General features: G+C 54.4%; 18 protein-coding genes and 1 riboswitch. Of the genes, 11 read left to right on the plus strand and 7 right to left on the minus strand.

Annotated features, from left to right (window positions below):
• Positions 1 to 126: 126 nt before the first annotated feature.
• From AB4Y96_RS25205 to AB4Y96_RS25245, 9 genes are all read left to right on the plus strand, one after another.
• Positions 127 to 696 (plus strand): MarR family transcriptional regulator, encoded by a 570-nt coding sequence (locus tag AB4Y96_RS25205; RefSeq protein ID WP_091886304.1) that lies wholly within the window; start codon positions 127 to 129, stop codon positions 694 to 696.
• A 41-nt stretch (positions 697 to 737) separates the two neighbouring features.
• The gene (locus AB4Y96_RS25210) at positions 738 to 1,955 is read left to right on the plus strand and encodes a glycosyltransferase family 4 protein (RefSeq protein ID WP_441920686.1); all 1,218 of its coding nucleotides are present in this window, start codon (positions 738 to 740) and stop codon (positions 1,953 to 1,955) included.
• A 251-nt stretch (positions 1,956 to 2,206) separates the two neighbouring features.
• Entirely contained in the window at positions 2,207 to 3,712 is a 1,506-nt protein-coding gene (locus tag AB4Y96_RS25215; RefSeq protein ID WP_441920688.1) for a DUF6212 domain-containing protein, read from the plus strand.
• Positions 3,702 to 6,389, plus strand: a complete 2,688-nt coding sequence (locus AB4Y96_RS25220) for a glycosyltransferase (RefSeq protein WP_441920689.1) — start codon at positions 3,702 to 3,704, stop codon at positions 6,387 to 6,389. Before AB4Y96_RS25215 ends, AB4Y96_RS25220 begins: the two co-directional genes overlap by 11 nt.
• A 28-nt stretch (positions 6,390 to 6,417) precedes the next feature.
• Positions 6,418 to 7,593, plus strand: coding sequence for a polysaccharide pyruvyl transferase family protein (locus tag AB4Y96_RS25225; protein ID WP_091886169.1), 1,176 nt, complete (start codon positions 6,418 to 6,420; stop codon positions 7,591 to 7,593).
• 46 nt (positions 7,594 to 7,639) lie between these two features.
• Positions 7,640 to 8,815 (plus strand): polysaccharide pyruvyl transferase family protein, encoded by a 1,176-nt coding sequence (locus tag AB4Y96_RS25230; RefSeq protein WP_112529372.1) that lies wholly within the window; start codon positions 7,640 to 7,642, stop codon positions 8,813 to 8,815.
• Positions 8,816 to 8,858: 43 nt separating this feature from the next.
• Positions 8,859 to 9,974: a glycoside hydrolase gene (locus AB4Y96_RS25235; protein WP_441920690.1), complete on the plus strand. Its 1,116-nt coding sequence runs from the start codon at positions 8,859 to 8,861 to the stop codon at positions 9,972 to 9,974.
• On the plus strand, positions 9,971 to 11,155 hold the full coding sequence (locus AB4Y96_RS25240) for an SGNH/GDSL hydrolase family protein (RefSeq protein ID WP_441920692.1): 1,185 nt from the start codon (positions 9,971 to 9,973) through the stop codon (positions 11,153 to 11,155). Before AB4Y96_RS25235 ends, AB4Y96_RS25240 begins: the two co-directional genes overlap by 4 nt.
• 81 nt (positions 11,156 to 11,236) lie before the next feature.
• The gene (locus AB4Y96_RS25245) at positions 11,237 to 12,454 is read left to right on the plus strand and encodes an adenylate/guanylate cyclase domain-containing protein (protein ID WP_091886164.1); all 1,218 of its coding nucleotides are present in this window, start codon (positions 11,237 to 11,239) and stop codon (positions 12,452 to 12,454) included.
• A 65-nt stretch (positions 12,455 to 12,519) separates the two neighbouring features.
• Here AB4Y96_RS25245 and AB4Y96_RS25250 read toward each other — a convergent pair whose 3' ends face one another.
• The 3 genes from AB4Y96_RS25250 to AB4Y96_RS25260 form a co-directional block, all read right to left on the minus strand.
• Positions 12,520 to 12,663 carry a hypothetical protein gene (locus AB4Y96_RS25250; RefSeq protein WP_175540743.1) on the minus strand — a complete coding sequence of 48 codons (144 nt, stop codon included), beginning with the start codon at positions 12,661 to 12,663 and terminating at the stop codon, positions 12,520 to 12,522.
• Positions 12,664 to 12,820: 157 nt separating this feature from the next.
• Positions 12,821 to 13,657 (minus strand): oxidoreductase, encoded by an 837-nt coding sequence (locus AB4Y96_RS25255; protein ID WP_441920694.1) that lies wholly within the window; start codon positions 13,655 to 13,657, stop codon positions 12,821 to 12,823.
• Positions 13,658 to 13,824: 167 nt separating this feature from the next.
• Positions 13,825 to 15,114: an amidohydrolase family protein gene (locus AB4Y96_RS25260; protein WP_441920696.1), complete on the minus strand. Its 1,290-nt coding sequence runs from the start codon at positions 15,112 to 15,114 to the stop codon at positions 13,825 to 13,827.
• Positions 15,115 to 15,380: 266 nt separating this feature from the next.
• Between AB4Y96_RS25260 and AB4Y96_RS25265 the strand changes: the two genes are divergently transcribed.
• The gene (locus tag AB4Y96_RS25265) at positions 15,381 to 16,445 is read left to right on the plus strand and encodes a GSU2403 family nucleotidyltransferase fold protein (protein ID WP_441920698.1); all 1,065 of its coding nucleotides are present in this window, start codon (positions 15,381 to 15,383) and stop codon (positions 16,443 to 16,445) included.
• Positions 16,446 to 16,483: 38 nt separating this feature from the next.
• On the opposite strand, the gene gcvP is transcribed toward AB4Y96_RS25265, so the two are convergent.
• From gcvP to AB4Y96_RS25285, 4 genes are all read right to left on the minus strand, one after another.
• Entirely contained in the window at positions 16,484 to 19,282 is a 2,799-nt protein-coding gene (gene gcvP / locus AB4Y96_RS25270; protein WP_441920705.1) for an aminomethyl-transferring glycine dehydrogenase, read from the minus strand.
• Positions 19,283 to 19,292: 10 nt separating this feature from the next.
• Positions 19,293 to 19,661, minus strand: a complete 369-nt coding sequence (gcvH, locus tag AB4Y96_RS25275; protein ID WP_091886739.1) for a glycine cleavage system protein GcvH — start codon at positions 19,659 to 19,661, stop codon at positions 19,293 to 19,295.
• 5 nt (positions 19,662 to 19,666) lie between these two features.
• Complete coding sequence (gene gcvT / locus AB4Y96_RS25280; RefSeq protein WP_441920699.1) at positions 19,667 to 20,770, minus strand: glycine cleavage system aminomethyltransferase GcvT; 1,104 nt, start codon at positions 20,768 to 20,770, stop codon at positions 19,667 to 19,669.
• Positions 20,771 to 20,920: 150 nt separating this feature from the next.
• Positions 20,921 to 21,017: riboswitch (glycine riboswitch) on the minus strand.
• A 130-nt stretch (positions 21,018 to 21,147) separates the two neighbouring features.
• Complete coding sequence (locus AB4Y96_RS25285) at positions 21,148 to 22,155, minus strand: adenylate/guanylate cyclase domain-containing protein (RefSeq protein WP_441920701.1); 1,008 nt, start codon at positions 22,153 to 22,155, stop codon at positions 21,148 to 21,150.
• A gap of 373 nt (positions 22,156 to 22,528) precedes the next feature.
• Here AB4Y96_RS25285 and AB4Y96_RS25290 point away from each other — a divergent pair.
• Positions 22,529 to 23,204 (plus strand): MsnO8 family LLM class oxidoreductase (locus AB4Y96_RS25290; protein WP_441920703.1); only part of this gene is annotated, 676 nt, incomplete at its 3' end.

Consider the following 23,204-nt stretch of genomic DNA (forward strand, 5'->3'; position numbering starts at 1 on the left):
AAGTAATACCGTGCAGAATGTGACAGAAAAAAGTTTATATGGTGGGGAAAAAAGCAAAGGAGACTGAGAATATACTTGTAACTTACTTCAAATTTTGAAGTAAAATTGATGATGGAGACCAAGATGATACAAAAACTTCTACACGAAGGAGTGGAAGTCGAAACATCTATTGACGGCTACGATGCCGCCGATTTTCCTGAGATTACTGCTGAAAAACAGGGACATAGACATCCAATTCATACCGTTGTGGTCACACATTTTGAGCTGGCCAGAATGATTGAGAGAGTAAATCGTCGGTTCGCAAGCCTGCTGAGGTCCGAATTGACGAAATTGGGAATTGAAGACGTTGGCCCAGCCCAGGCAATGGTTCTCCTGGCAATTGGCGACGTCGAACTTTCCGTTGGAGAGCTTTTGGACCGGGGACATTATATCGGTTCCAACATCTCTTACTATCTGAAGCAGCTCGGCGATGGCGGTTACATCGACAGGGTTGCATCCCAGCGCGACAAGCGATCCGCAAGGATTCGTTTGACGGAAAAAGGCGAACAGCTTTGTTCCAATCTGCGTAACGCTGGCGGGGCTTACAACCGCGTACTTGCCAGGGATGATGACGATCTTCGCAATCTGGAAATCGCATTCCAGACATTACACAGGCTCGAACTGGTTTGGGGAAATGCCGCTCGTTACGGCATCTGACCCTCTGTCGATTCGCGTTCTGACGTCTGGAAAGGACTGACATGCATGTGGCTTTCGTTCACAGGCGCGGACTAGGTCAGTTCGCGGCCCTGGCCGAACATCTTGCAACCAGCGGGCATGATGTCAGTCTTATCTGTGAAACAGTGGACCGTCGCCTCCCATCGGTCCGCGTGATCAGACACAGAATGGAACCTGGCCCTCGGGCGGATAGCCAGATGGCCAGGTATCTAGGCATTCCCGACCACCATGTGCGGATCGGACATCGCGTGGCGGAAACGTTTGATTCGATGGCCCGCCAGGGTGAACGCCCTGACATTGTCATTGGCCATATTGGTTGGGGCAGCATGATGTTCGTCAAGGACGTCCTGCCAAACATTCCCGCACTGGGCTATTGTGAATTTTTCTATCGGCCCGAAGGTGCCGATGTCGGGTTTGCTCCGGATGACAAGCCGGACGCAGAGACGCGCAAAAGATTAAGGCTGCGCAATATTGCGCAGTTAGTTTCGCTGGAAGCCATTGATGGAGGCATCAGTCCTACTTTCTGGCAAAAGAGCCTTTATCCGGCCGCGGCGCAAAAACGCATCGCAGTTTGCCATGAAGGCGTTGATACCCAACTTTTCCGTCCTGACCAGCGTGCATCGCTGAAATTACCTGATGGGCGCATCATCAAAACAGGCGATCCGGTAATCACGTTTGTTGCCCGCGATCTGGAGCCCTATCGTGGTTTTCCGCAGGCGCTTGAAGCAGCGGCAAAGGTGATCCAGAAGAACAATGACGCCTTGTTCGTCTTTGTTGGCGCAGACGGCGTGAGTTACGGCACACCGCCTCCGGGAGGTGGTTCGTGGAAGGATGCGCTTCTCTCCAAATATAATTTACCGGCCGACAGGATTTTGTTTCCGGGCGCAATTTCGCACGATCTTCTCCGTCAGCTGTATCAGATTTCGACGGCCCACATCTATCTGACCTACCCGTTCGTACTGTCCTGGTCTGTCATTGAAGCAATGGCATGCGGTGCGCTGATCATCGGCTCCGATACGCAACCCGTGCAGGAAGTGATCCGATCAGGTCAGAATGGCCTGCTCGTTCCTTTCTACGACACGGATGCGCTTGCCAGCACCATCCTGCGTGTGCTTGCAACGCCGAATGATTTTATGCCGTTGCGCGCTGCAGCACGCCGAACAATCGAGTCCCGCTTTCGCTTGACCGACTGCCTCGCTCGACAAAAAAACCTCATTGATACCGTTTTGCGAACGGCTTGAAGACGCGGTTTGTGTCTGCTGATTTCACTGGATTTCGCTTTTAGCGTTTATCCAACCCCAGATACGGCATGGGTTTTTTGCGCTGCACACAAAGTATAACTAAACTATTTCGAATTTTGAAACAAATCAAACCCATATCTGTATTATAATTTACTATAGATCGAACGCATATTCTGTTGACATTACTCTATTGATATTTTCTCATAAAGGGAGACGCAGTTCGCAGCTGCACAATCGACCAACTACACTGGATGTCTATTTTGAACACATCACTGCCCACAGCCGTTGATCGACAGCCTCGCCGAAGCCGCTACGCGATTGCTTCCACCCATGATCAACCGCTGTTCGAATCTTCTCCCTTGGCCGAGTTCATTGTTTTCGTTGAGCCGGAATCGGATCAGGTGCGCCTCCTCAACGCCTTCCCTCTGATCGGTATTGCCGCTTCGGATACCGGGGCGACGGAGTTACAGAACGCTTTGAAGCGAATTTACCGGTTCAAGACTTTGCCGGAAGTGCCGATCGTCCGGCTTGATCCATCGACGATCGCCACGGAAGCAGCACTCATAGCGCAGGTGCTTGAAAGCGGGATAGATCGTCTCACCAACCACGTGACAAAGGTGCACACCGAACTCGTCATGTTGCGCCGGGAAAGAGAAACGCTGTTCGAGAATTACCGCGCTATCGAGAATGCCTTTCACGCGCGCAACTGGGATTCTGTTACCGAAATTTTCAGCCACACACCAAGCGTTGATCCAAAGGATGAAGGTTTCGCAAATCTTTTGCGTGAATCAGAGATCGAACAGCTTTTCCCGGTGTCGAGCTACGCTGTATCAGGCTTTGCCCTGCATTTCCGCGGCCTTCCATCAGGCCGGTCTGGCCAATTGATCGTCACCCTCGACTACGTGGAAAATGGCGAAGGCGTTGCTGAATGGCTCGTTCCCTATAGCAGCGTCGCCGCTGACTGGAATTTCTTCTCGCTGCCAAAGGCCTGCGATGGTGGCCATCGCACCTTGCGGCTGAGAGTATCTGCGACCGGCGGTGTACCGCCGGAGCTTTCCCTCGGCAATGTCATCACCAATGAGCGTTATGCTGCAAGAGCGCGCATACCCCATGCGGATCTCGATATGCGACCGCTCGCCTTCCGCGTCTTTACCGGCCTGCCGGGCGTGCGTCCTACATCCTTGCCGAATGTCTTTGTGCCTACGTCCCTGATTGCGGGGCGGCGCGTGGAAGATTATCGCCTGCCGGTGGAACTGCTTCGCGGCGTTACCAATGTTTCAGTGAGCACTATTGTGCCGGATTTCCCCACAGTGCGTTTCCTGGAACACGAAGATGCGATCGTGTGCCATCCTCTTGCCGAGGGCATTACGGCTGGTGCGATCCGCCGGGTCATATCACCGGGCACCGTGCGTATTTCGGCGCGCGCACTCATTGATCATCCGGAAGGCCAGCCCGGCGCGGTCGGCTTCCTGCTGACAAGCTTGTCGGCTGACATCAAGGGAGAGATAGCAGCTCTCGGGCGCCCGGGCGAAAAGCGACCCACGGCACTTTTCAGCGGCTGGACCGAGATCACCGCAATGCAGCCGGCCGATATCAATTTCATGCTGGATACAGCAACCACCCGGGCCATGGACCTCGTTGTTCTCAGCAAGGCGACTGCGGGTTCGGTCGATTTCTCTTGGCTGAAGGTATTCAACTTCCGGCTCGTCAAGCATATCGAGGCCCGTCCAGTCCAGGAGATGGCCAATGCCCGATAAATCTCAGGACCTGATTGCCATTGCAATGCCACTCTACGGCCATGCAGCACTCGTTCCTGAGGCGCTTGAATCTGCACTGGCATCCGTAACAAAATTCCGCATTGCCATTATCGTATCGGTAGATGGTGATCCCCGGCATGAAGTGTTTGACCAGCTCGCACTTTATGCGGCAGCCCACCCCGAAATTCACGTGATCTTCGGGGAAAATGCCGGACCGGGCGGCGCGCGCAACCGGGCGATTGACTATATTCTTGAAGAATTACCGGAAGCAAAGGCAGTATATTTTCTGGACGCAGACAACCGAGTTCAACCATATACTGTGGATACACTTTACCGCCGTCTTGCTGCAAGTGATGCGGGCTGGATTTATACAAACATCGATACATTCTCGGTCAACTGGCGCGCCCACTATGGCGACAGCTATTCGCGTCTCATTCATTGTATCACGGACAATATCTGCGATACGGGATCAATGATTTCGCTGGATGTTTTCAAGAGCGGCATCCGCTTTGATGAAGACCGCCAGAATGGCTTCGAAGACTGGGAATTCTGGCTCTCTGCGATTGAAGCAGGCTTTGTTGGGCAGCCATGCCATGATACCGGTTTTGAGTATCGCCTAAGAGCCGAAAGCCGCTTCAAGGAAGCAAATCGCGACCGGTCCGCATCTATCAATTTCCTGCGCAAGCGACACAAGGTTCTGTTTCGGCGTCCGACTTTGGTTGGTTTCGAACATGAAGAATGTCCGCGTTACGCGCTCATTCGTACGGGCGAGGGGACACTCAGCACCTTCAGCGATCCCACGCAAAAGCCGGGTGAGGTCGCATTTGACGACGCGATCCGCGCTTTTTGGGGAAGCGTCGGCGAGCCCGACAATTTCCACTTTCCGCCCTTCGTTGCGGCCTGCAGCAGCGAGACATTAAAGCTGCTCACGCGCTCGCGGCTTCTGCCAAATATTCTTTGCCATCTCGAACGGCTTGCGGAAAAGACCAACATTGTCTTTGTTGAACTTGGTAATGTGGATTCAGAGCGGCGCATCGATTCCGAAATCATGCCCTCGGGCACCCATCAGGGTCCGGCCGATCTGATCTTCGTTTCAACGAAACTTATCCAGAACGTCATTGATAATGACGCGCTCGACTGGTTCTCGTCCATTGGCAGCCAGCAATTATGGCCTACCTCATCACGGGTGAAAATTCGCTTCCCGTTTCCAAAGGCGCGGCAACGCCGCTCGCTGGCGCGGCCCGAACAGGCGCTGCTCAATCTTGTTACCGCTATTGCGACCAGCCCGCTCAAACAAACGGCTTCGACACGCTGGACATGGCGTCCACGCCGCTTGCCTGCCCTGTCAGAAATGTATCAGGTCTTGCGCAAGGAACTTGGCGGATCGCCGGTCCTGCCGCTCGCCCATAATGCTGGCAAGCGAAAGACAGCTGCGGTGCTGGTTCCCAACGCCTCCTTTGGTGGCGCTGAAAAAGTTGCCTATGCCGCAGGACGCGAGCTGAAACAGGAGGGTTTCGAGACTCACCTTTTTGTACTTGGTTCAAGCCGGATGGATGTGCTTGATGAGTTCGATCAGGCTTTCGATTATGTGCATTTCTGGAAAGACGGCATACCGGCCTGGGGTGATACCAACCGCTTCCTTGGACAGGATTTCATCACCGAGGATCATCCTCTCGATTGGGAAGGGTTACGCGGACAGCTGTCCGGGTTTGACCTGATCGTCAATAACCACGTCATGGCCGCCCATCCGCTGATGGGGAAACTCCGGTCCGAAGGCACGCGCACAGCTTGCTATCTTCACGTGGTGGATGAGACGGTGTTCCGTCGCCGCGCCGGCCAGCCCTATGCCGCCATCGCGTTTGAACATGCCTATGACGCATTCCTGACCTGTTCCGAACAGCTGAAAACCTATCTCCACAGCTTCGGCGTGCCATTCGAGAAGATATTCGCTGTACCGAACGCGGCCAGTTTTTCAATCGATACAAAATTGCGCACGCAGGTCGCCGCTGCGCGTAAAACGCAGCAGCCGGATGAGCCGCTTCGTATTCTCTACATGGGACGACTGGACCGTCAAAAGGGAATTGACCGGCTGTATGACGCCATCTTCAAACTGCGCGAACGCGGTATTGCCTTTGAAGCACAGGCCATTGGCGGCGAAATTCTATCCGATGATCCAAGTTCCTCCTGGATGGCAAGGCTCAAAGATGCCGGTGTCAAGGTTTCACCGCCGGTTTTCAGCGGCAAGGACATCGCGACCCATCTCGCTTGGGCAGATGTGTTGTTGATGCCATCCCGATGGGAAGGTGCGCCTTTGATGATTGCCGAAGCACAACAGCTCGGTTGCGTACCTGTCGCAACGGCTGTCGGCGCTGTCGATGAACTGATCGTCCACGGACATGATGGCATTCTCATCAAGAATGCCAATGACGCCCAGATCGTCTCTGATATCGCGCGGCTGCTCACCATTCTCGCGCAGGATCGCGGAGCCCTTGCCCGCACCGCCGAGGGTTCACTCGCCAGTGCAGCCCGACGTTCCTGGACCTCGTCTTTTGCCAGCTTCATTGTCTGGTGCAACACAATCGAACCCGCAATTCCAGGTGAACGGAATGCGACCACGCCCGAAATCACAGAGGAATTCAATGTAACCGCCGAGCTTCCGGGCCGGGCAGTCGCATGATGATCAGCAGAAAGGTTTTGTGAACCCCATGAGCCCCAGAATTCTCCTTACCGGCATCCCCGGCCACATGACACGCCTCATTCAGAGAGCCGAAGATTCCCGTGTCTTTTACTCGGAGAAACAACCGCAGCCGGAAGACAAGGAAGCTTACCTGCGCGAACTCAAGAATATCAGCAATACGGGGAACTATCTGATCGGGGAGGGTGCATTGCGCGCGCTGTCTCCGGACGCCACCCATATTCCATTCTGGCACCTCTACAACGCCGTCAACAACGGTACGGGTCTGGACGCCATCAACAAGCAATTCGACATCTGTGTCTTCACCTGCGCCAATCTTCTGCGCAAGAGCCTGTCCGCTGACGCGGAAGCGCAAGTGCTGTCCAAGCTGGATATGCCTGTGGTTATGCTGGGCATCGGCATTCAGAACCGGCCAGACCTCGAAGAGTCATTACCCGAGGGCACCCAGCGTCTGCTGCAGGTCCTGAAGGAAAAAGAGCATTACTTCCTGACACGCGGCGATGAAACGGCCGCGTATCTGAAGGATCAGGGGTTCTCATTCGTGCGGCCGGTTGGCTGCCCGTCAATGTATTTCATGCCAGCCAATGTGCGCAAAGCCATTCGCCGCTTGCCTGATGTGAAAGTGGGTGAAGGGCGGACGGTGTTTACAGGCTATATGGGCGCTGCGCTTGATACGATTGGTGACATGAATGCGCTTTCGTCCGACGATGGACGTTCGGCCTATGTCATTCAGGACGAGCCCTTGCATTTTGACATGCAGATTGAACCGAACGAGGATGGTCGCGTCTACGATTCCACCTCGGGTGAGATGATCGGTGACCTGACATTCAAGGGCTCCGAAGAGCTGAAAAAGAAGATCAAGGTTCACACATTTTTCGACACGAACCAGTGGCGTGCCTGGACATCGTCCATGGACTTCTCCTTTGGCCGGCGGTTCCACGGCAATGTCATTGCGCTTCAGGCTGGCGTGCCAAGCCTGATTGTCGCTGTCGATGACCGGATGCGCGAAATGCTGAACTTTTCCGGGTTGCCGAAAGTCGAGGCCAATGACCTCAATTCTGCAAATGACCGCTCGGCATTCATCTCTGACCATTTGGCCGAGATGAATATTCCGCAGGTCATTGAAAAATACTCTGACCGTGAACGCAGCTTCCGCTCGGTCCTGACTGAGATCGGCATCGGATAACTCCCATATCCGGCGCCTTGGAAGCTCCAACATAAGATGGACGAACATGCGAATAATGATCACAGGCATCCCATCATATCTGATGCGGACCGTCGACAGCGTTTCCGGGGCAACGGTAAAACACCGACCCTATTTCGAAAACATCCGGACAAAAAAGGATGTCATCGATCAGGTTAAGAGGATTGCCAATACGGGCAATTATCTCATCGGCGAAGGCGCTGCCAACAGCGTCCGCGGCCATGACGTTACCTATATTCCGTTCTGGCATCTGGCCAACAGCATTCATTCGCCGGAGACCTATGCAAGGTTGAACGAGAGCTTTGACCTGTGCCTGTTTGCATCGGCCAATCTGCTTCGGCCCGGCTATGCGGCTGCAACGGAATCCCATGTGTTTGAACTTCTCAACATGCCAATCGTCATCATGGGCATTGGCATCCAGAAGAAGGAAAACCTAAAGGCTGAATTGCCCGAGGGTACGCAGCGTTTCCTCAATGTGCTGAAGAAGAAGGAAACGTTCTTCCTGACGCGTGGACATTTTACGGCGGAGTTCCTGAAAGCCGAGGGTATGAAGTATGTGCGTCCGACCGGATGCCCGTCGCTTTATTTCGATCCGGCTCAGATGAAGCGTTCGCTAAGCCGTCTGGCCGATCCGGGGCTGGCTGAATCCCAAAAAATCGCCTTTGGTGGTTATCTCGGCAGTGTTCCCGATACCATCGTCGATGCCCATGCACTCCTGCACAAGGACAGTACGGCAAGCTACGTCATTCAGGACGAAGTAATCGTCTACAACATGAACATGGTCGGTGAAGACACCACGCAAGCCTACGATCAGGCGGCAAGCCGTATCACGGCGCCAACTGAGTACAAGCATGCGGAAAAATGGCAGCGTAAGCGCGATTATCTGGTTTTCTTCGATACGCATAAATGGCGCAGCTGGGTATCGGGGCAGGATTTCTGCTTTGGCCGCCGCTTCCACGGTTCAATCATCGGCATGCAATCGGGCATTCCAGCACTGATGATCGCTGTCGATGACCGTATGCGCGAGATGCTCGATTTCGTCGGCTTCCCGCACATCGAGGCATCGGTGTGGAATCGCGAGCCACAAAAGAAGGCGTTTCTGCAGGACTTCCTCTCGAAGATCGACGTTCCGGCGGCGATACATCGTTACTCCGAGTGCGAAGCAAATTTCAACGGCGCTTTGAAAGATATCGGCATTCGATAATGAGGCTTTTCACCGGCGTCCAGCATATGGGAGGCATGAAACCATGACATGGCGATTGCAATTGCGTAGGCTTTACGCCGGTGTTTCCTTTGCCGTGGCGATTGCGGTCGCGAGCAGTGTGCTCGCAACGCCATCACAAGCAACAGAAGACAGCCGATTTGGTGTAAACCGGGTCAACCTTGCCTGGCTTTCCGCACCGGAACGGGAAAAAGTGCTCGACCTCATGGTCAAGAGCGGTGTGGTTGCGGTGCGGTTGTCACTGACCAAGCCGCTCGATCAAAGTATCGACGCAATCCGCGTGGCCCATGAAAAGGGGCTGGCAATTCTTCTTGAAATATCCCTCAACAATGCAGCCTTCTACCCTCAAGGTACAAAGCCGCGTTCCGGACTTGGCCGGATATGGGATATGTACCGGCTTTCCGATATTTCGCCGGATCAGTTCCGGTCTGTGGTGGGTGATGCCCTGCGCAAGATAGATGCGCTTAAAATTCCTCTTGTCGCAGTTGAACCCGGCAATGAAATCAACTGGGGCGCCTATAATGGCGATCTTGAGGTGAAGACCAAGGCCAAATCGAAGACGGCGCGTACATTGAACGACCTCGATAACTTGACCGTTGTCGAGCAAGGCGCTGCAAAATATGTCCAGCTTGCTGCTGTTGTTCGCGAAGAACTCAAAACCACCAAATTCAGCGCCAATGCCAAGGTTGTCTCGGCGGGGCTTTCGGACATTCCGTTTGCTGACGCTGACAGGCGCGGGATCGATAGTGTTGACCTGACGATCTTTACCAATCTCCTGCGCAAGCATGGGTTGGATAAGGTGGTGGATGGCTACGGGATACATATCTATCCGGGCAGCAACGGTACGCCAGAAGCTCGTGCAGACCATATCAGTCAGGCGCTGTCGATCTGCCGATCAGAGCCAGATGGCAAGCCATGCTGGATCACGGAATGGGGCTTTTCCAACACGTCAACGACGTGCCCCGCCAATGACGGTTCGCGCGAACATCTGGTCGAGACAGCGCGAAACCGGTTCGAGGAACTCATGGGAACGGGCCGCGTGGCAGCGGCCTATTATTTTGATTGGGACGCAAAGGGATATGGAGTCTGGCGTTGCGGAGGGCTTTCTCCTGCAGGCAAGGCAGCAGTGGTGGCACCATGAAATTGAAAACCGTAATCATCGGCGGCTCCAACACCGTCATGTTGCCAGGCTATTTGCCGTCGCTTTTATCAACGATGGCGCGGCGCGGTATCGAGTTTGATGTTGTCGCTGACCTCGCCGTGGGCGGCACCACCAGCGCATTCGGACTTTACCAGCTCAAGATTTACGACCAATTGGCTGATTGCGATCTGCTGCTGATCGAATATGCGCTCAACGATGCTTTCGTTTACGGCGACGAGCGGCGGCCATTCCGTCATTGGGCCAGATTCTATGAGGGGATTATCCGCTACGCTCTGGAGCAAAACCCCAACCTGCGCATTGCAACTCTTGTGTTCGGCGCACGCAACGGTTCGTTCCTCAATGCCGTTCCGTCTATCGATGCGGGTATCAATTACATCTCGCAGTGCTACGGGACCATATGCGTGGACGTATCACGCAATCTTATGCAGCGCTTGGGCCGTGATGTCGTCGGCCACCCCAGCTTCTATTCCGATCAAGGCCATTACGCCCGGCCTGTCGCGACAACCATTGTTGCCAACCTCATCGCCGATGAGTTGGAACCCGCGTTACAGCGTCCGGTCAAGGCCGCCGCCTTGCCACCGCCCATTGATCCGGAACACTTCGCCGGGGCACGCGCCCTTGATGGCGTCCAGTTGAGCAAAAGGCTTGGCCGGGTTCCAGTCGAATACAGCAATCGGCGGTTTTCTATCTCGGCTCTGGATTTGGGCAGCGATCGGTTGCGCTTCGAGGTGGACAAGGGGCAGCTTCTGGCAATGGCCTATGTGTGCGAACCGCGCATTCCGCCGCTCGATATCCGATTGGGTAACGATTTGCATCGGGCGGCTCTGCTCAAGGGCGGCGTGCGTGACGGGACCTACAAGTTCCTGGTTTCCATGCTGAGCTTCGAATTCCTCTACGGCACAACACTTCTTGATCCTCCGGCAACTCTTGCGCTCACACTTGGCGGCGGCACCGAAGGAGGCGAGCACAAGCTGCATGTTCCAAAAGATAGTATCCGCCATGAAACGCTTCCGGCTGAACCGGCATTGCCAATCAGCGGCATTCTCTTCACCGGCAATCTGAAGGTCTGCGCTATCGAAAAAGCCACGGATAGCGAAAAACCGGCGGCGGATCTGCAGACACACCCGGTGAAGCTGGAACCTGTAGCAGCGGGCAACTGAATTCCCACACCAAAACGGGACTATCTTTGTCAAACGGCGTGAACGTGATACCCGTTCAGCACTCATGTGAGAGCGGGAATCATGACTGAAGCCGATATCGTTGCAATTGAAGAATGGCTTGACGCTCAAGGATTGGCTGGAGCCAGCGAAACCGAACTGCTGAACGGTTTTTGTGCGCGCTGCTGCGGCCTTGGTATCACGCTTGAGCGCGCCTTGGCGTTTGTCGATACGCTGCATCCGATTTATGAGGGTAGGGCATTTCACTGGCGCCAGCGTGAGGAAGTTGAAAAGCCTGTCATTGAGTACGGTTCCAGCACTCAGGGGGCGAGCGCGGAAAGCTGGCAGCGAACCACATTCTATCACCTGTTACAGTCAGGTGAAGATTCGCTCCGCCGCCGTATTGGCGAAATGGACGAGCCGGGCTTTGTTCATCTTGAGAACCTCAAGGCTGAAGGACTTACCGATTATCTGGCGCTGATCAACCGCTTTTCAACCCAAGGCAGTATCGGCGAAATGGATTGCTTCTATTCGCAGTGGTCTACCGCCCACACCGATGGGTTCAACGATAGCGACATCGCAACATTGAAGCGTCTCGTGCGTGGCCTCGCCATTGCCATCAAATGCGCCTCACTGGCGCGGATCGTGCGGACAATTGCCGAGGTCTATCTCGGTCATGATGCAGGTGAACGCGTTTTGGCCGGGCGTATCAATCGCGGTGCCGCCGACCGGATCGAAGCCGTTCTTTGGTATTCGGATTTGCGGGACTATACCCGTATCTCCGATGCTGCTGGACCAGATGCGATCATCCCGATGTTGAATGATTATGCCGATGCGGTGATCTCATCCATACAGGAAGCGGGCGGGGACGTATTGAAGCTGATTGGCGACGGTACATTGGCTATTTTCACCGATGGTGGTTCGCAAACCGCATGTGTGGCGGCTCTGCAGGCGGAAGCGCTGTTGCGCAAGCGGCTTGTTGCTCTCAATGAGCGCCGCACGGCAGAAAAACAGCCTATTACCAACGTCTATCTTGGCGTCCACGTCGGCGAGGTGTTCTTCGGCAATATTGGCAGTGATACGAGGCTGGATTTTACGGTCGTTGGACCTGCCGTGAACGAAGTCAGTCGCATCGCTTCCATGTGCCGTTCGGTCGATCAGGACATCCTGATCTCTGACCGCTTTGCCGCGTTCCTGCCGGAAGGACTCCGGTCCAAACTGGTTTGTGTCGGACGCTTTGCCCTACGCGGTGTTGGCCGTGCGCAGGAACTCTTTACTCTTGATCCGGTTGAGAGGCACTAAAAAACCCGCAATGCCAAACATTGCGGGTTTCCTCGACTTTCAATAGCGCGTGAAAAAGGCGCTGATTATCCATTTAAATATCGCTTTGCCAGTTCCGCCATGTCGCGATCTTTCTTTGTCTTGATCGGATGGAACACGCGTGAAAGAAGTTTCAGCGTTGAAAAACTTGGCTTGAGATACGGTGAAAGGGTGGGGAATTGGATGTTCATGATAAATATCCCTTTCTCTTTAAAGTGAATTGAATAGCGGGGTTTTATTCCCAGTTTGAATTTCGCACGGCGGAGAGGCGAGGCGGTAGACCAATCCAACGAGCTGATTGCCTATTTCTCCGGGAAAATCGTGTTGATCTCTGGGCAGAAAAACGGCTCAAAAATTACCATCTGTAGAAATCGACAAAGATCGCCATTTATTGATCTCCGCGTGAACCGAATCCAGCTTTGTCGCGATGCCTTTGACTGCGTCAGACCCTGCGACGTAACGCAGTGGAGGCTCTTTCGACGCTGCCAGCTCAATCAGAGCAGCACCCAGCTTTGCCGGATCACCAGCCTGTTGGTAGCTATATCCGTCATATGTCGTGCGCCTCTCATGTAAGGAGGCCGTGTAATCATTGATGGCTTGCCTGCTATAACGGACGGAACTCTCGTCGAGAAAATCCGTGTGGAAGAAACCCGGTTCCACAATCGTTACATGGATACCAAACTGGGCAAGTTCCATTGCAAGTGACTCTGAGAACCCTTCAACCGCAAATTTTGTCGAACAATAGATCGATGCACCAGCGAAGCCGACCATGCCACCCATGGACGAGAAGTTGAAAATCCGGCCTGATCTTTCCCAACGCATAACGGGCAGGACAGCGCGGGTCACATGAAACATTCCGAATACATTAGTCGCAAATTGCCGTTCGATATCGGCAGCAGGGTTTTCTTCAAAGTTTCCCAACTGACCATAGCCAGCATTGTTGACCAAAACATCAAGACCGCCGAAATGGGTGACAGCAGCGTCCACCACTAAGTCCGCCTGATCTGGATTGGTGACATCCAGTTCCATGATCAACAGCTGTCCGCTTATACCTTCAAATGCTTTTTGAACCTGTTTACGGTTACGACCGGTCGCAACCACATTGTGCCCTGCGGCCAAGGCCGCCTTGGCAACTTCCGCACCGATACCCCGGCCAGCACCGGTGATAAACCATGTCTTGCTCATCGTGCATTTCCTTGTGTGCTGAGATTGTGAGGCCTATGACCTCACCAGCACACAATAGGGGAGCAATCGGAGGAACGCGTAGACCGGAACTCCTGATGAATTGCACGATCCTCCAGATTTTTGTGCTGCCCTAAGTTGCATAACCTTAATTATGGAACTGAAGAATCTTAGTTGAGCTTTGGAGCATAGCTTGCCGGATCGACCGCATCAGGACGACCATTCAACGCGATCGTACTGACCCGTTTCGGTGTCCGCGCAATGACTTTGCCCGACTTGATCACCACAAGCCGGGTCGCCTTGAGACGGATAGCCTCAATCGTATCTGCTGCCTGTAACAGAACCATGTCCGCCTTGCAGCCGATATCAAGGCCATAACCTTCGAGATTGAGTATTTTGGCTGGCTCCGTTGTTACAGCCGCGAAGCATTGACGCATCGCATCACGGCTCGTCATCTGCGCTACATGCAGCCCCATGCTGGCGACATCGAGCATGTCGGCCTGACCCAGTGAATACCAAGGGTCCATCACACAATCATGTCCGAACGCGACGGTAACACCATGTGCAAGAAGCTCCGGCACGCGGGTCATGCCTCTGCGTTTCGGGTAGGTGTCGTGGCGGCCCTGAATGCCGATATTGATGAGCGGATTGGCAATCGCTGCAACACCAGCTTCTGCAATCAATGGCAGCAGCTTGCTGACGTAGTAATTGTCCATTGAATGCATTGACGTCAGGTGCGAGCCAGTAGAACGGCCTCCCAGACCAAGGCGCTGTGTTTCATAGGCCAGCGTTTCGATATGGCGCGATAGTGGATCATCTGTCTCGTCACAATGCAGATCGATCATCAGGCCGCGCTCCGCCGCGATCTCACAGAGCGCTTTGACGCTCGCTGCACCGTCCGTCATGGTACGCTCGAAATGCGGAATACCGCCAACCACATCAACTCCAAGATCAAGCGCCCGCTTGAGCAGATTGACAGCACCGGGATAGCGGTAATAGCCATCTTGCGGGAAAGCCACGAGTTGCAGATCAATATAGGGTGCAACTTGCTTTTTGACGTCGAGGAGCGCTTCCACGCCCAGCACGCGTTCATCGCAGATGTCAACGTGAGTGCGGATTGCAAGGAGCCCCTGCGTCACAGCCAGATCGCAATAGCATAGCGCCCGCTCAATCACTGCATCATGAGTGAGAAGCGGCTTCAACTCACCCCATATCTGGATACCATCGAGCAACCGCCCGCTTTCATTAAGGCGTGGCTGGCCGAGCGACAGAGTTGCGTCCATATGGAAATGGCTGTCGACAAATGGCGGTGAAACCAGCAGCCCGTCCGCATCGATTGTCTCCCCTGCCTCACCGCCAAGATTGGTTTCGACGGCAACAATACGACCGGATTTGATACCAATGTCGATATGGGTGCGACCGTCAGGCAAGGTGGCATTCGTAACTTTCAGATCGAACATAGGATTCTTTCGACTCTCCTAGAGTGCTGTTGTGTCTAGTTAACAAGCAAACCTCAAACTTCTGCAATGGGCAAACCAAGCATTACAAAAGTCACAATCACGTATCGGGATAGAAGTAATCTTATCTAATTGAAAAACAACTAATTATCCCTATATAAGAGGAACTCCAACACGCAAGGGATAATTCTTTGGAAATCAACTTCCTGATTCACCACTGTTGATATATTATCCCTACCACGACAGAAAATCGATAGATCGGGGATAATATGAGTAAATTCAGAGAATTATCTTCAGAGCAAGTGCGCCAATTGATTGACACGGAACAGGCCTATGATGTCTACCGGGCAAGTCTGAAGGAATATGAGCAACGGTTTTCCGGCTCGATGTCCTGGAAAAAGAGCACGAACGGCAAGGAATATCTCTACAAGAAGACGAACGGCATCTGGAAATCTCTTGGAGCCCACTCGACCGAGACTGAAGCAATCTTCGGGCAGTTCCATACTGGGCGCGAAGTCTCGAAAACCCGCGTTTCACGCTTGGCAAAACGGTTGGATGAACTGGCACCTGTCAACCGGGCAATGGCGCTTGGCCGCGTCCCGCTTCTGACAGCACGCATTATCCGCGCACTCGGCAAATCCGGTTTGATTGGCACGGCTGTCGATGTGGTCGGCACCAATGCGCTCTTTGCCTATGAGCGTATGGCAGGCGTCCAGATATCAGGCGGACTTTTGTCCACCCAAGATGTCGATCTCCTATTCGACTCGCGCTTCAGTCTGCGGTTGATCAGCAAAGACTTTTCGCACAAAGGCCTGATCGGGCTTTTGCAAAAGATCGATCATTCCTTCGCACCCATGGCCCGCAATGCATATCGCGCCGCCAATCGCGATGGTTTCCTTGTCGACCTGATCAAGCCGACACCGAAGGACCGCATGTCCACGCGGGAGAAAGCTCGTTTCAGTGCCGATGCGGATGACCTGCAGGCTATTGAAATCGAGGGGCTCACATGGCTGGTCAACAGCCCTAAAATCTCGACTGTGGTTATCGACGAAAAAGGTTATCCGCTGGATTATACCTGTCCTRATCCGCGCGCCTTTGCCTTGCACAAGCTGTGGCTGTCACGCCGGGCTGATCGGGATGCTGCAAAGCGTGTGCGCGATGAGATGCAGGCAAAAATTGTTGCTGGCCTGATCAGGACCAGACTGCCGCACCTGTCCTTCGATGCCAATGATCTACAAGCACTTCCACTGGCGTTGCGGCAGCTTGCACCCGAGCTTGGCCCTATGCCTGATGACGATGCAGACGAAAGTCTAAGCCTCACACCGAACTGGTAAAAAGCCCCTCCCGACTGATCCGGAAGGGGCGCTTTGTCTTAGCTATATGCCTGCATGGGCGGACAGGAGCAGACGAGATTGCGATCACCGGCCACATTGTCGATGCGCGATACGGGAGGCCAATATTTCGGGTTCTCTTCGCTCTCACCGGCCGGAAGGCTGGCTTCCCTGCGGCTATAAGGATGCGACCAGTCATCGGCCAGCACGTCGCCGGATGGATGTGGTGCATTGACCAGCGGATTGTCATCACGCGGCCAGACCCCGCTGGCAACCTTTTCGGCTTCTCCGGCAATGAGGATCATCGCATCGCAGAAGCGGTCGATTTCCCGCTTTGATTCCGATTCCGTCGGTTCGACCATCAGCGTACCGGCAATCGGCCAGGACATTGTCGGCGCATGGAATCCGTAATCAATAAGACGCTTGGCAATATCCTCGACGCTGATCCCGGCACTGTCTTTGAGAACACGGGTATCGAGAATGCACTCATGCGCAACACGGCCATTACTTCCCTTGAACAGCACGGGATAGTGGCCTTTCAGCCGCTCAGCGATGTAATTGGCGTTGAGAATGGCCATTTCCGTTGCACGTTTGAGACCCGCACCACCCATCATGCGGATATACATCCATGTGATTGGAAGGATGGATGCGCTGCCAAACGGTGCCGCAGAAACCGCATGCTGCGATCCCTTGGCGACATGTCCAGGCAGGAACGGAGCCAGATGCTTCTTCACGCCGATGGGGCCAACACCCGGTCCGCCGCCACCATGCGGAATACAGAAGGTCTTGTGCAGGTTCATATGGCAAACGTCGGCGCCAATATCACCTGGACGGGCAAGCCCGACCAGCGCATTGAGGTTGGCACCGTCAAAGTAAACCTGTCCGCCATGCCGATGAATGACCGTACAGATATCCTTGACGCCTTCCTCGAACACACCATGCGTCGAAGGATAGGTGATCATCAGCGCCGCCAGATTGGCACTGTGCTGTTCCGCCTTTACCTTAAGGTCTTCAAGGTCAATATCGCCAGCCTCTTCGCAGGCCACAACAACAACGCGCATACCAGCCATATGGGCACTGGCCGGGTTTGTACCATGGGCTGATTCTGGAATGAGGCAGATGTCGCGATGATCATCACCCCGGTCCAGATGGTAACGGCGAATGGCCAGAAGACCGGCATATTCACCCTGACTACCCGCATTAGGCTGCAATGAGACGGCATCAAAGCCGGTAATCTCCGAAAGCCAGCTTTCCAGATCGTCGGTCATCGACTTGTAACCAAGCGCATGATCAGCCGGAGCAAACGGATGCACATTGGCAACGCTGTTCCAACTGACCGGCAGCATTTCTGCCGCAGCATTGAGCTTCATCGTGCAGGAGCCAAGCGGGATCATGGCGCGATCAAGCGCCAGATCCTTGTCCGCCAGACGGCGCAGGAAACGCATCATTTCGGTTTCCGAACGCTGCTGATGGAAAACGGCCTGCGTCATAAAACCTTCCGTCTGCCTTTCGCCGGGCAAGGTAGCCTTTGCTTCGGCCGGCAGCTTTGCACCGAAGAGAGTAACCAGCGCCGTCAGATCATCTTCCGATGTTGTTTCATCGACTGTAATGCCTAGCCGGTCCTGATCGACAATGCGCAGCAGACGTCCATTCTTTTCGGCCTCGGCTGCGATTGATGCGGCCTTGCCAGGAACAGTGACGGTAACAGTATCGAAGAAATGCGATCCGGCGATGGAAAGTCCGGCCCCCGTAAGAGCAGCCGCCAATCGCGAAGCCTGTACATGCACACCGCGCGCGATAGCCTGAAGACCCTGCGGACCATGCCAGATGGCATAAGATACAGCCATATTGGCGAGCAGCGCCTGTGCTGTGCAGATATTGGATGTCGCTTTGTCTCGGCGGATATGTTGTTCACGCGTCTGCAAGGCAAGGCGGTAACCTGCCCGTCCCTTGCTGTCGACGGACTGACCAACCAGACGGCCCGGAATAAGCCGTGTCAGCGTTTCGCTGACAGCAAGATAAGCAGCGTGCGGGCCACCATAACCAATCGGCACACCAAAGCGCTGCATGGAACCAGCGGCAATATCAACACCTGACTTGGCAGGTGGCGGCGTGATTGTCAGAGCCAGCGGATCAGCAACTGCGATAACCAGCGCCCCGGCGGCCTTGGCTGCCTGAATGACCGAGGTATAATCACCATAAACACCAAATGTATCCGGCCATGGAACGATGATTGCTGCAACACCCGCATCAATTTCGCCCTCGTCGACGGTCATCCCAAGCGGCTCGGCACGGGTCTTGACCACATCGACGGTCTGCGGATGCAAAGCACCTGCGATGACAATACGCTCCCGCTTTTCGCGATGATGGCGATAGGCAATACCGACCGCTTCGGCAACAGCCGTCGCTTCATCCAGAAGTGAAGCGGATGCAACCGGCAGACCTGTAAGCTCTGTCACCAGCGTCTGGAAATGGAACAACAGTTCGAGCCGGCCCTGGCTGATTTCCGACTGGTAAGGCGTATAAGCCGTATACCATGCGGGGTTTTCAAAGAGATTACGCAGGATAACGGCTGGCACATGGGTGCCGTGGTAACCCTGTCCGATAAAGCTCTTATGGGTCTTGTTTTGCCCCATCTTGGCCGCGAGTTCCGCCAGAGCCTCAGCTTCGCTGGCGGCTTCGGGAATATCGAGTGGGCGCTCAAGGCGGATCGACTTCGGCACGGCCTGTGAGATCAGGGTTTCCAGCGATGGAATGCCAAGGGCGGCCAACATGGCGCGCGAGCCTTGCGTGCTTGGGCCAATATGGCGATCAGCAAACGGGAATACGGTGTCTTTCATCATCATGCCTTCAGCCAATGATTGCTTTGTAGCCAGCCTCATCGAGAAGGCCGGTCAGCTGGTCCGGATTGGACAGCTTCATCTTCCACAGCCAGCCATCGCTGGCGGCCGCTGAATTGACCAGCGATGGATCGCTTGTGGTCGCATCATTCACTTCGGTGACTTCACCGTCGACAGGCGCATAGACGTCAGATGCGGCCTTGACGGATTCAACAACAACGGTGGGATCGCCCTTGGAGAGGGACTGACCAACATCCGGCAACTGGACAAAAACCAGATCGCCGAGCTGATCCTGTGCGTGGTCGGTAATGCCGACTGTCGCAATGTCATTCTCGACGCGGACCCATTCGTGATCTTCGGTAAAGTAAGTGGCTGCCATCTCAATTATCCTTTGTGGTAGCGATGTGGAGTAAAAGGGAGTGAATGAATTTCCACGGGGATGCGGTTGCCCCGCACCTCAGCAAAAACCTTGGAACCCAGCGCAGATAAATCTTTGCTGACATAGCCCATGGCAACTGGGAAACCAGCCGACGGGCCAAACCCGCCTGATGTGACCAACCCGATCTTGGTGCCATCAGCATCAAAGAGTTCAGCATCAGTGCGTACCGGCTGCCGCCCCTCGGGTTTCAAGCCAACACGCTTCTTGGTCGAACCCGTTGCGATCTTGGCAAGGAGTGCCTCGGCACCGATAAATCCGGCTGCCTCGCGCACGGGCTTGGTGATAGCCCAGAGCAATCCAGCATCAACAGGGTCATAATCAGGCGTAATGTCATGGCCGTGCAGACACAGGCCGGCCTCAAGACGCAGGCTGTCGCGGGCGGCAAGCCCAACCCATGCAACGCGATCATCGGCAAGCAAGCGTTTAACCAGCGCGCGCGCGTCAGCTTCGGGGAAACCGATCTCAAAACCATCTTCACCCGTATAACCGGAGCGGCTCATGAACCATCCCGGTTTCGGCTCAAATCCATGCATGAAAGCAAGATCGGTCCCGGCAATACCGGCATCGCGCAGCACATTCACGGCCTCAGGTCCTTGAATGGCGAGGAATACCCGGTCCAGCGCATCGATCTTGCAGTCGAATCCCTTGGCCACACCACGCAGGTGCGCCTCATCAGCTGCCGCATTTCCTGCGTTGGCGACGACCATGAAATGCTCATTCCCCAGACGGGTAATGATCAGATCATCGAGAATACCGGCTTCGTCATTCAGGAAGAAGGTGTACTTCGATTGACCCGTCTGCAGCGCAGCCGCATCAAGCGGGCAAGCGCGCGAAAGCAGCGCCGCAGCTTCTGCTCCAGCAACATCAAACAGCTGCATATGCGAGATGTCGAACAGGCCAACCTTCTCACGCGTGTGCAGATGTTCCTTCATCACACCAAGCGGATAGGTGATTGGCATAGACCAACCAGCGAAACCGCCAAAGCGCGCGTTTGCGGCCTTGTGCAGATCATCGAGCGGCAGTTGTTTCAGATTTTCTTCAGTGCCCATTTTTACTCCAGAGACGTGCAAAGACCTCCGCCATAGAGCGGAACATTTCTTTGCCCCTCTGTCGGAAGCCTGAGAGACTCGCCCAGCCAGGACCCCTGACTGAACTTACACCTTCGGCGCGGAGTTTCCCCCGACTTTCCAGAGTTGCCTTCCCGGTTTGCGGTTCCTGGTACCTGAGAGATTTCGGGCGATTTCCCCTTCGGTGGCCTGCATATTTCTATGCACGACACTCTCCCGCAAACTGACAGGGCCGAAGCCCTCGACAGCCCGGACCATAGCGCAACGGCCTTTGCCTGTCATCGTGCAAATGGCCGATTTGCCGCTTTGTGGACAGAAATTGTCTGAATGAGAATACTCGCAAGCTGGACACCAGACTTTCACCGCGTCAGAGCGATCACCCCAAGTGCCTGTCCCCTACCCTTTACGCCGTGCAAACCCAGATAATCAGCTTTGATTTCATTGGATAAACTCATGCGCTGCGCCAAGTCAGTCGAGATCAAAACCGGTGCTTCCAGTGTCCGGCAAAGGCTTTCAAGGCGTGCTGTCGTATTCACCGTATCGCCAAAGTAGGTGATCTTGTGGTGATCGACCCCGATTTCGGCTGTGATGATGGGGCCTCCATGCAGCGCAGCACGCAAAGCTGGAACCTGCCCGAATCGCTCCAGCCATTGAGCCGTGTTCTTTTCGATTCCATCCAAAATATCAAAGACGCAGCGCACGCAGCTTGCGTCCTTAATGCCGCGATCGATAGGCCAGGTGATGATGGCAGCATCGCCGACATAATCATCAATGGCACCATGATGACGCCGGACCGGCTCGGCAAATGCAGCGAACAGTTCTCCAAGAAACTGCTGAGCCCGCAGATCACCATGTTCTTCGGCAAAAGTTGTCGACCCAACCAGATCAATGAAGAGAAACACGCGTTCTTCTGCCACCGGCTGACGGTAGCGGCTGATGAGAAGGTTCGCAAAAATATCGCGGCCCAGCAAATCCCGCACCCGCAAGATGAATATCATGATGCTCAATACACCAAGCGTATAGAACAATACCTGCGGTGAAAGGATCGCGGCCTGCCAGAATGTTCCGTTGAGCCATCCGAAGTACCACAGAATTATACCGCAAACGGCATTACCAAAACTGATCAACACATAATCAGCTACCAATGCCGTCACGAGAAAGCCCGCCGTCGGCAATGTGTTTATCCATGCGCGCAGTTTTGGAAAGATAACGCCGCGCTCGAAAGCCAGAATCGGCGCACAAATCGAAAGGGCAAATATTGCGCCAATGTAATAGCCCTCGCTGTATACTATCAAACTGTAGAGATAGCCGCTCGCGGCAACTGCGGTAAGCACGAATATCCAGAAGCCGATCGAATTTCTGCGCATGCCCCGCTCCCATCTCATTCAAATTGTCAGAAACCTATCTCAAGGCGTGCTTCTAACGTCATTCCCTTATGCCTCACTGGATCAGTATTAGCCCAATAGACAGATGCTATAGCCTGTTATCCATTTGAAGAATTCATTGATAGACCAATACAAGTCACATCCCCATGTCGCGTGCAGTATTTCGGCTTGCAAGGGTGGCACGTTGAAATTTAACCAATGAAGTGAAGAATATTAATACAGTTTCGCCGCTGTTTTTTAGCAAAGCGTTCTTTGACGCCCCCCGAAATTCGGGAAAATCTAACTGCCTCTGAAACGGAGTCCTAGCGCTCAATGGCGATGCGTGACTTCAATCACATGGAGGCCATACCCTAAAATGGGCTATGCACTGAGTTTGCTCGATAAAAGTCCAATCCATGATGGCGAGACGGCCAGCACGGCGCTGAAACGCACAGTCGCGCTGGCCCGTCAGGCCGAACAATGGGGTTTTCATCGCTTCTGGGTTGCCGAACATCATGACACACCTGCTTTGGCAAGTTCCTCCCCTGAAGTGTTGATTGCCTTCCTGCTCGCCAACACAACACGCATTCGCGTTGGTTCTGGTGGTGTCATGCTGCAGCACTACAGCCCTTACAAGGTGGCAGAGAATTTCAATCTGCTTGCCGCCCTTGGACTGGATCGCGTAGATCTTGGCGTCGGAAAAGCGCCGGGCGGGCTGCCCTACTCGACCCGAGCCTTGCAAGGCGTCATCCCCCGGTCCGAAAAACAAGACTTTGCTGCACAACTGGCACAACTCGGCGCATTCCTTGCGAAAGGTCTGCCCGAGGGTGATCCACTTGCCGGTGTGCGGGCAACGCCGCTCCCTACGGTGGCCGCCCACCGCTTCCTTCTCGGCGCCAGTGTTGACAGTGCTGAGCTTGCTGCCGCCCAAGGTTGGGATTTTGTCTTTGCCAGCCATTTGAATGGCGATGAGACAGTGCTGCAACAGACACTCGATGCTTATCGAAAGAAGGCTCCAGATCGCTCACCTTTACTGGCAGTGGGCATTGTAG

Origin of the sequence: Phyllobacterium sp. TAF24, from assembly GCF_052113785.1 — a bacterium.
GTDB lineage: Bacteria > Pseudomonadota > Alphaproteobacteria > Rhizobiales > Rhizobiaceae > Phyllobacterium.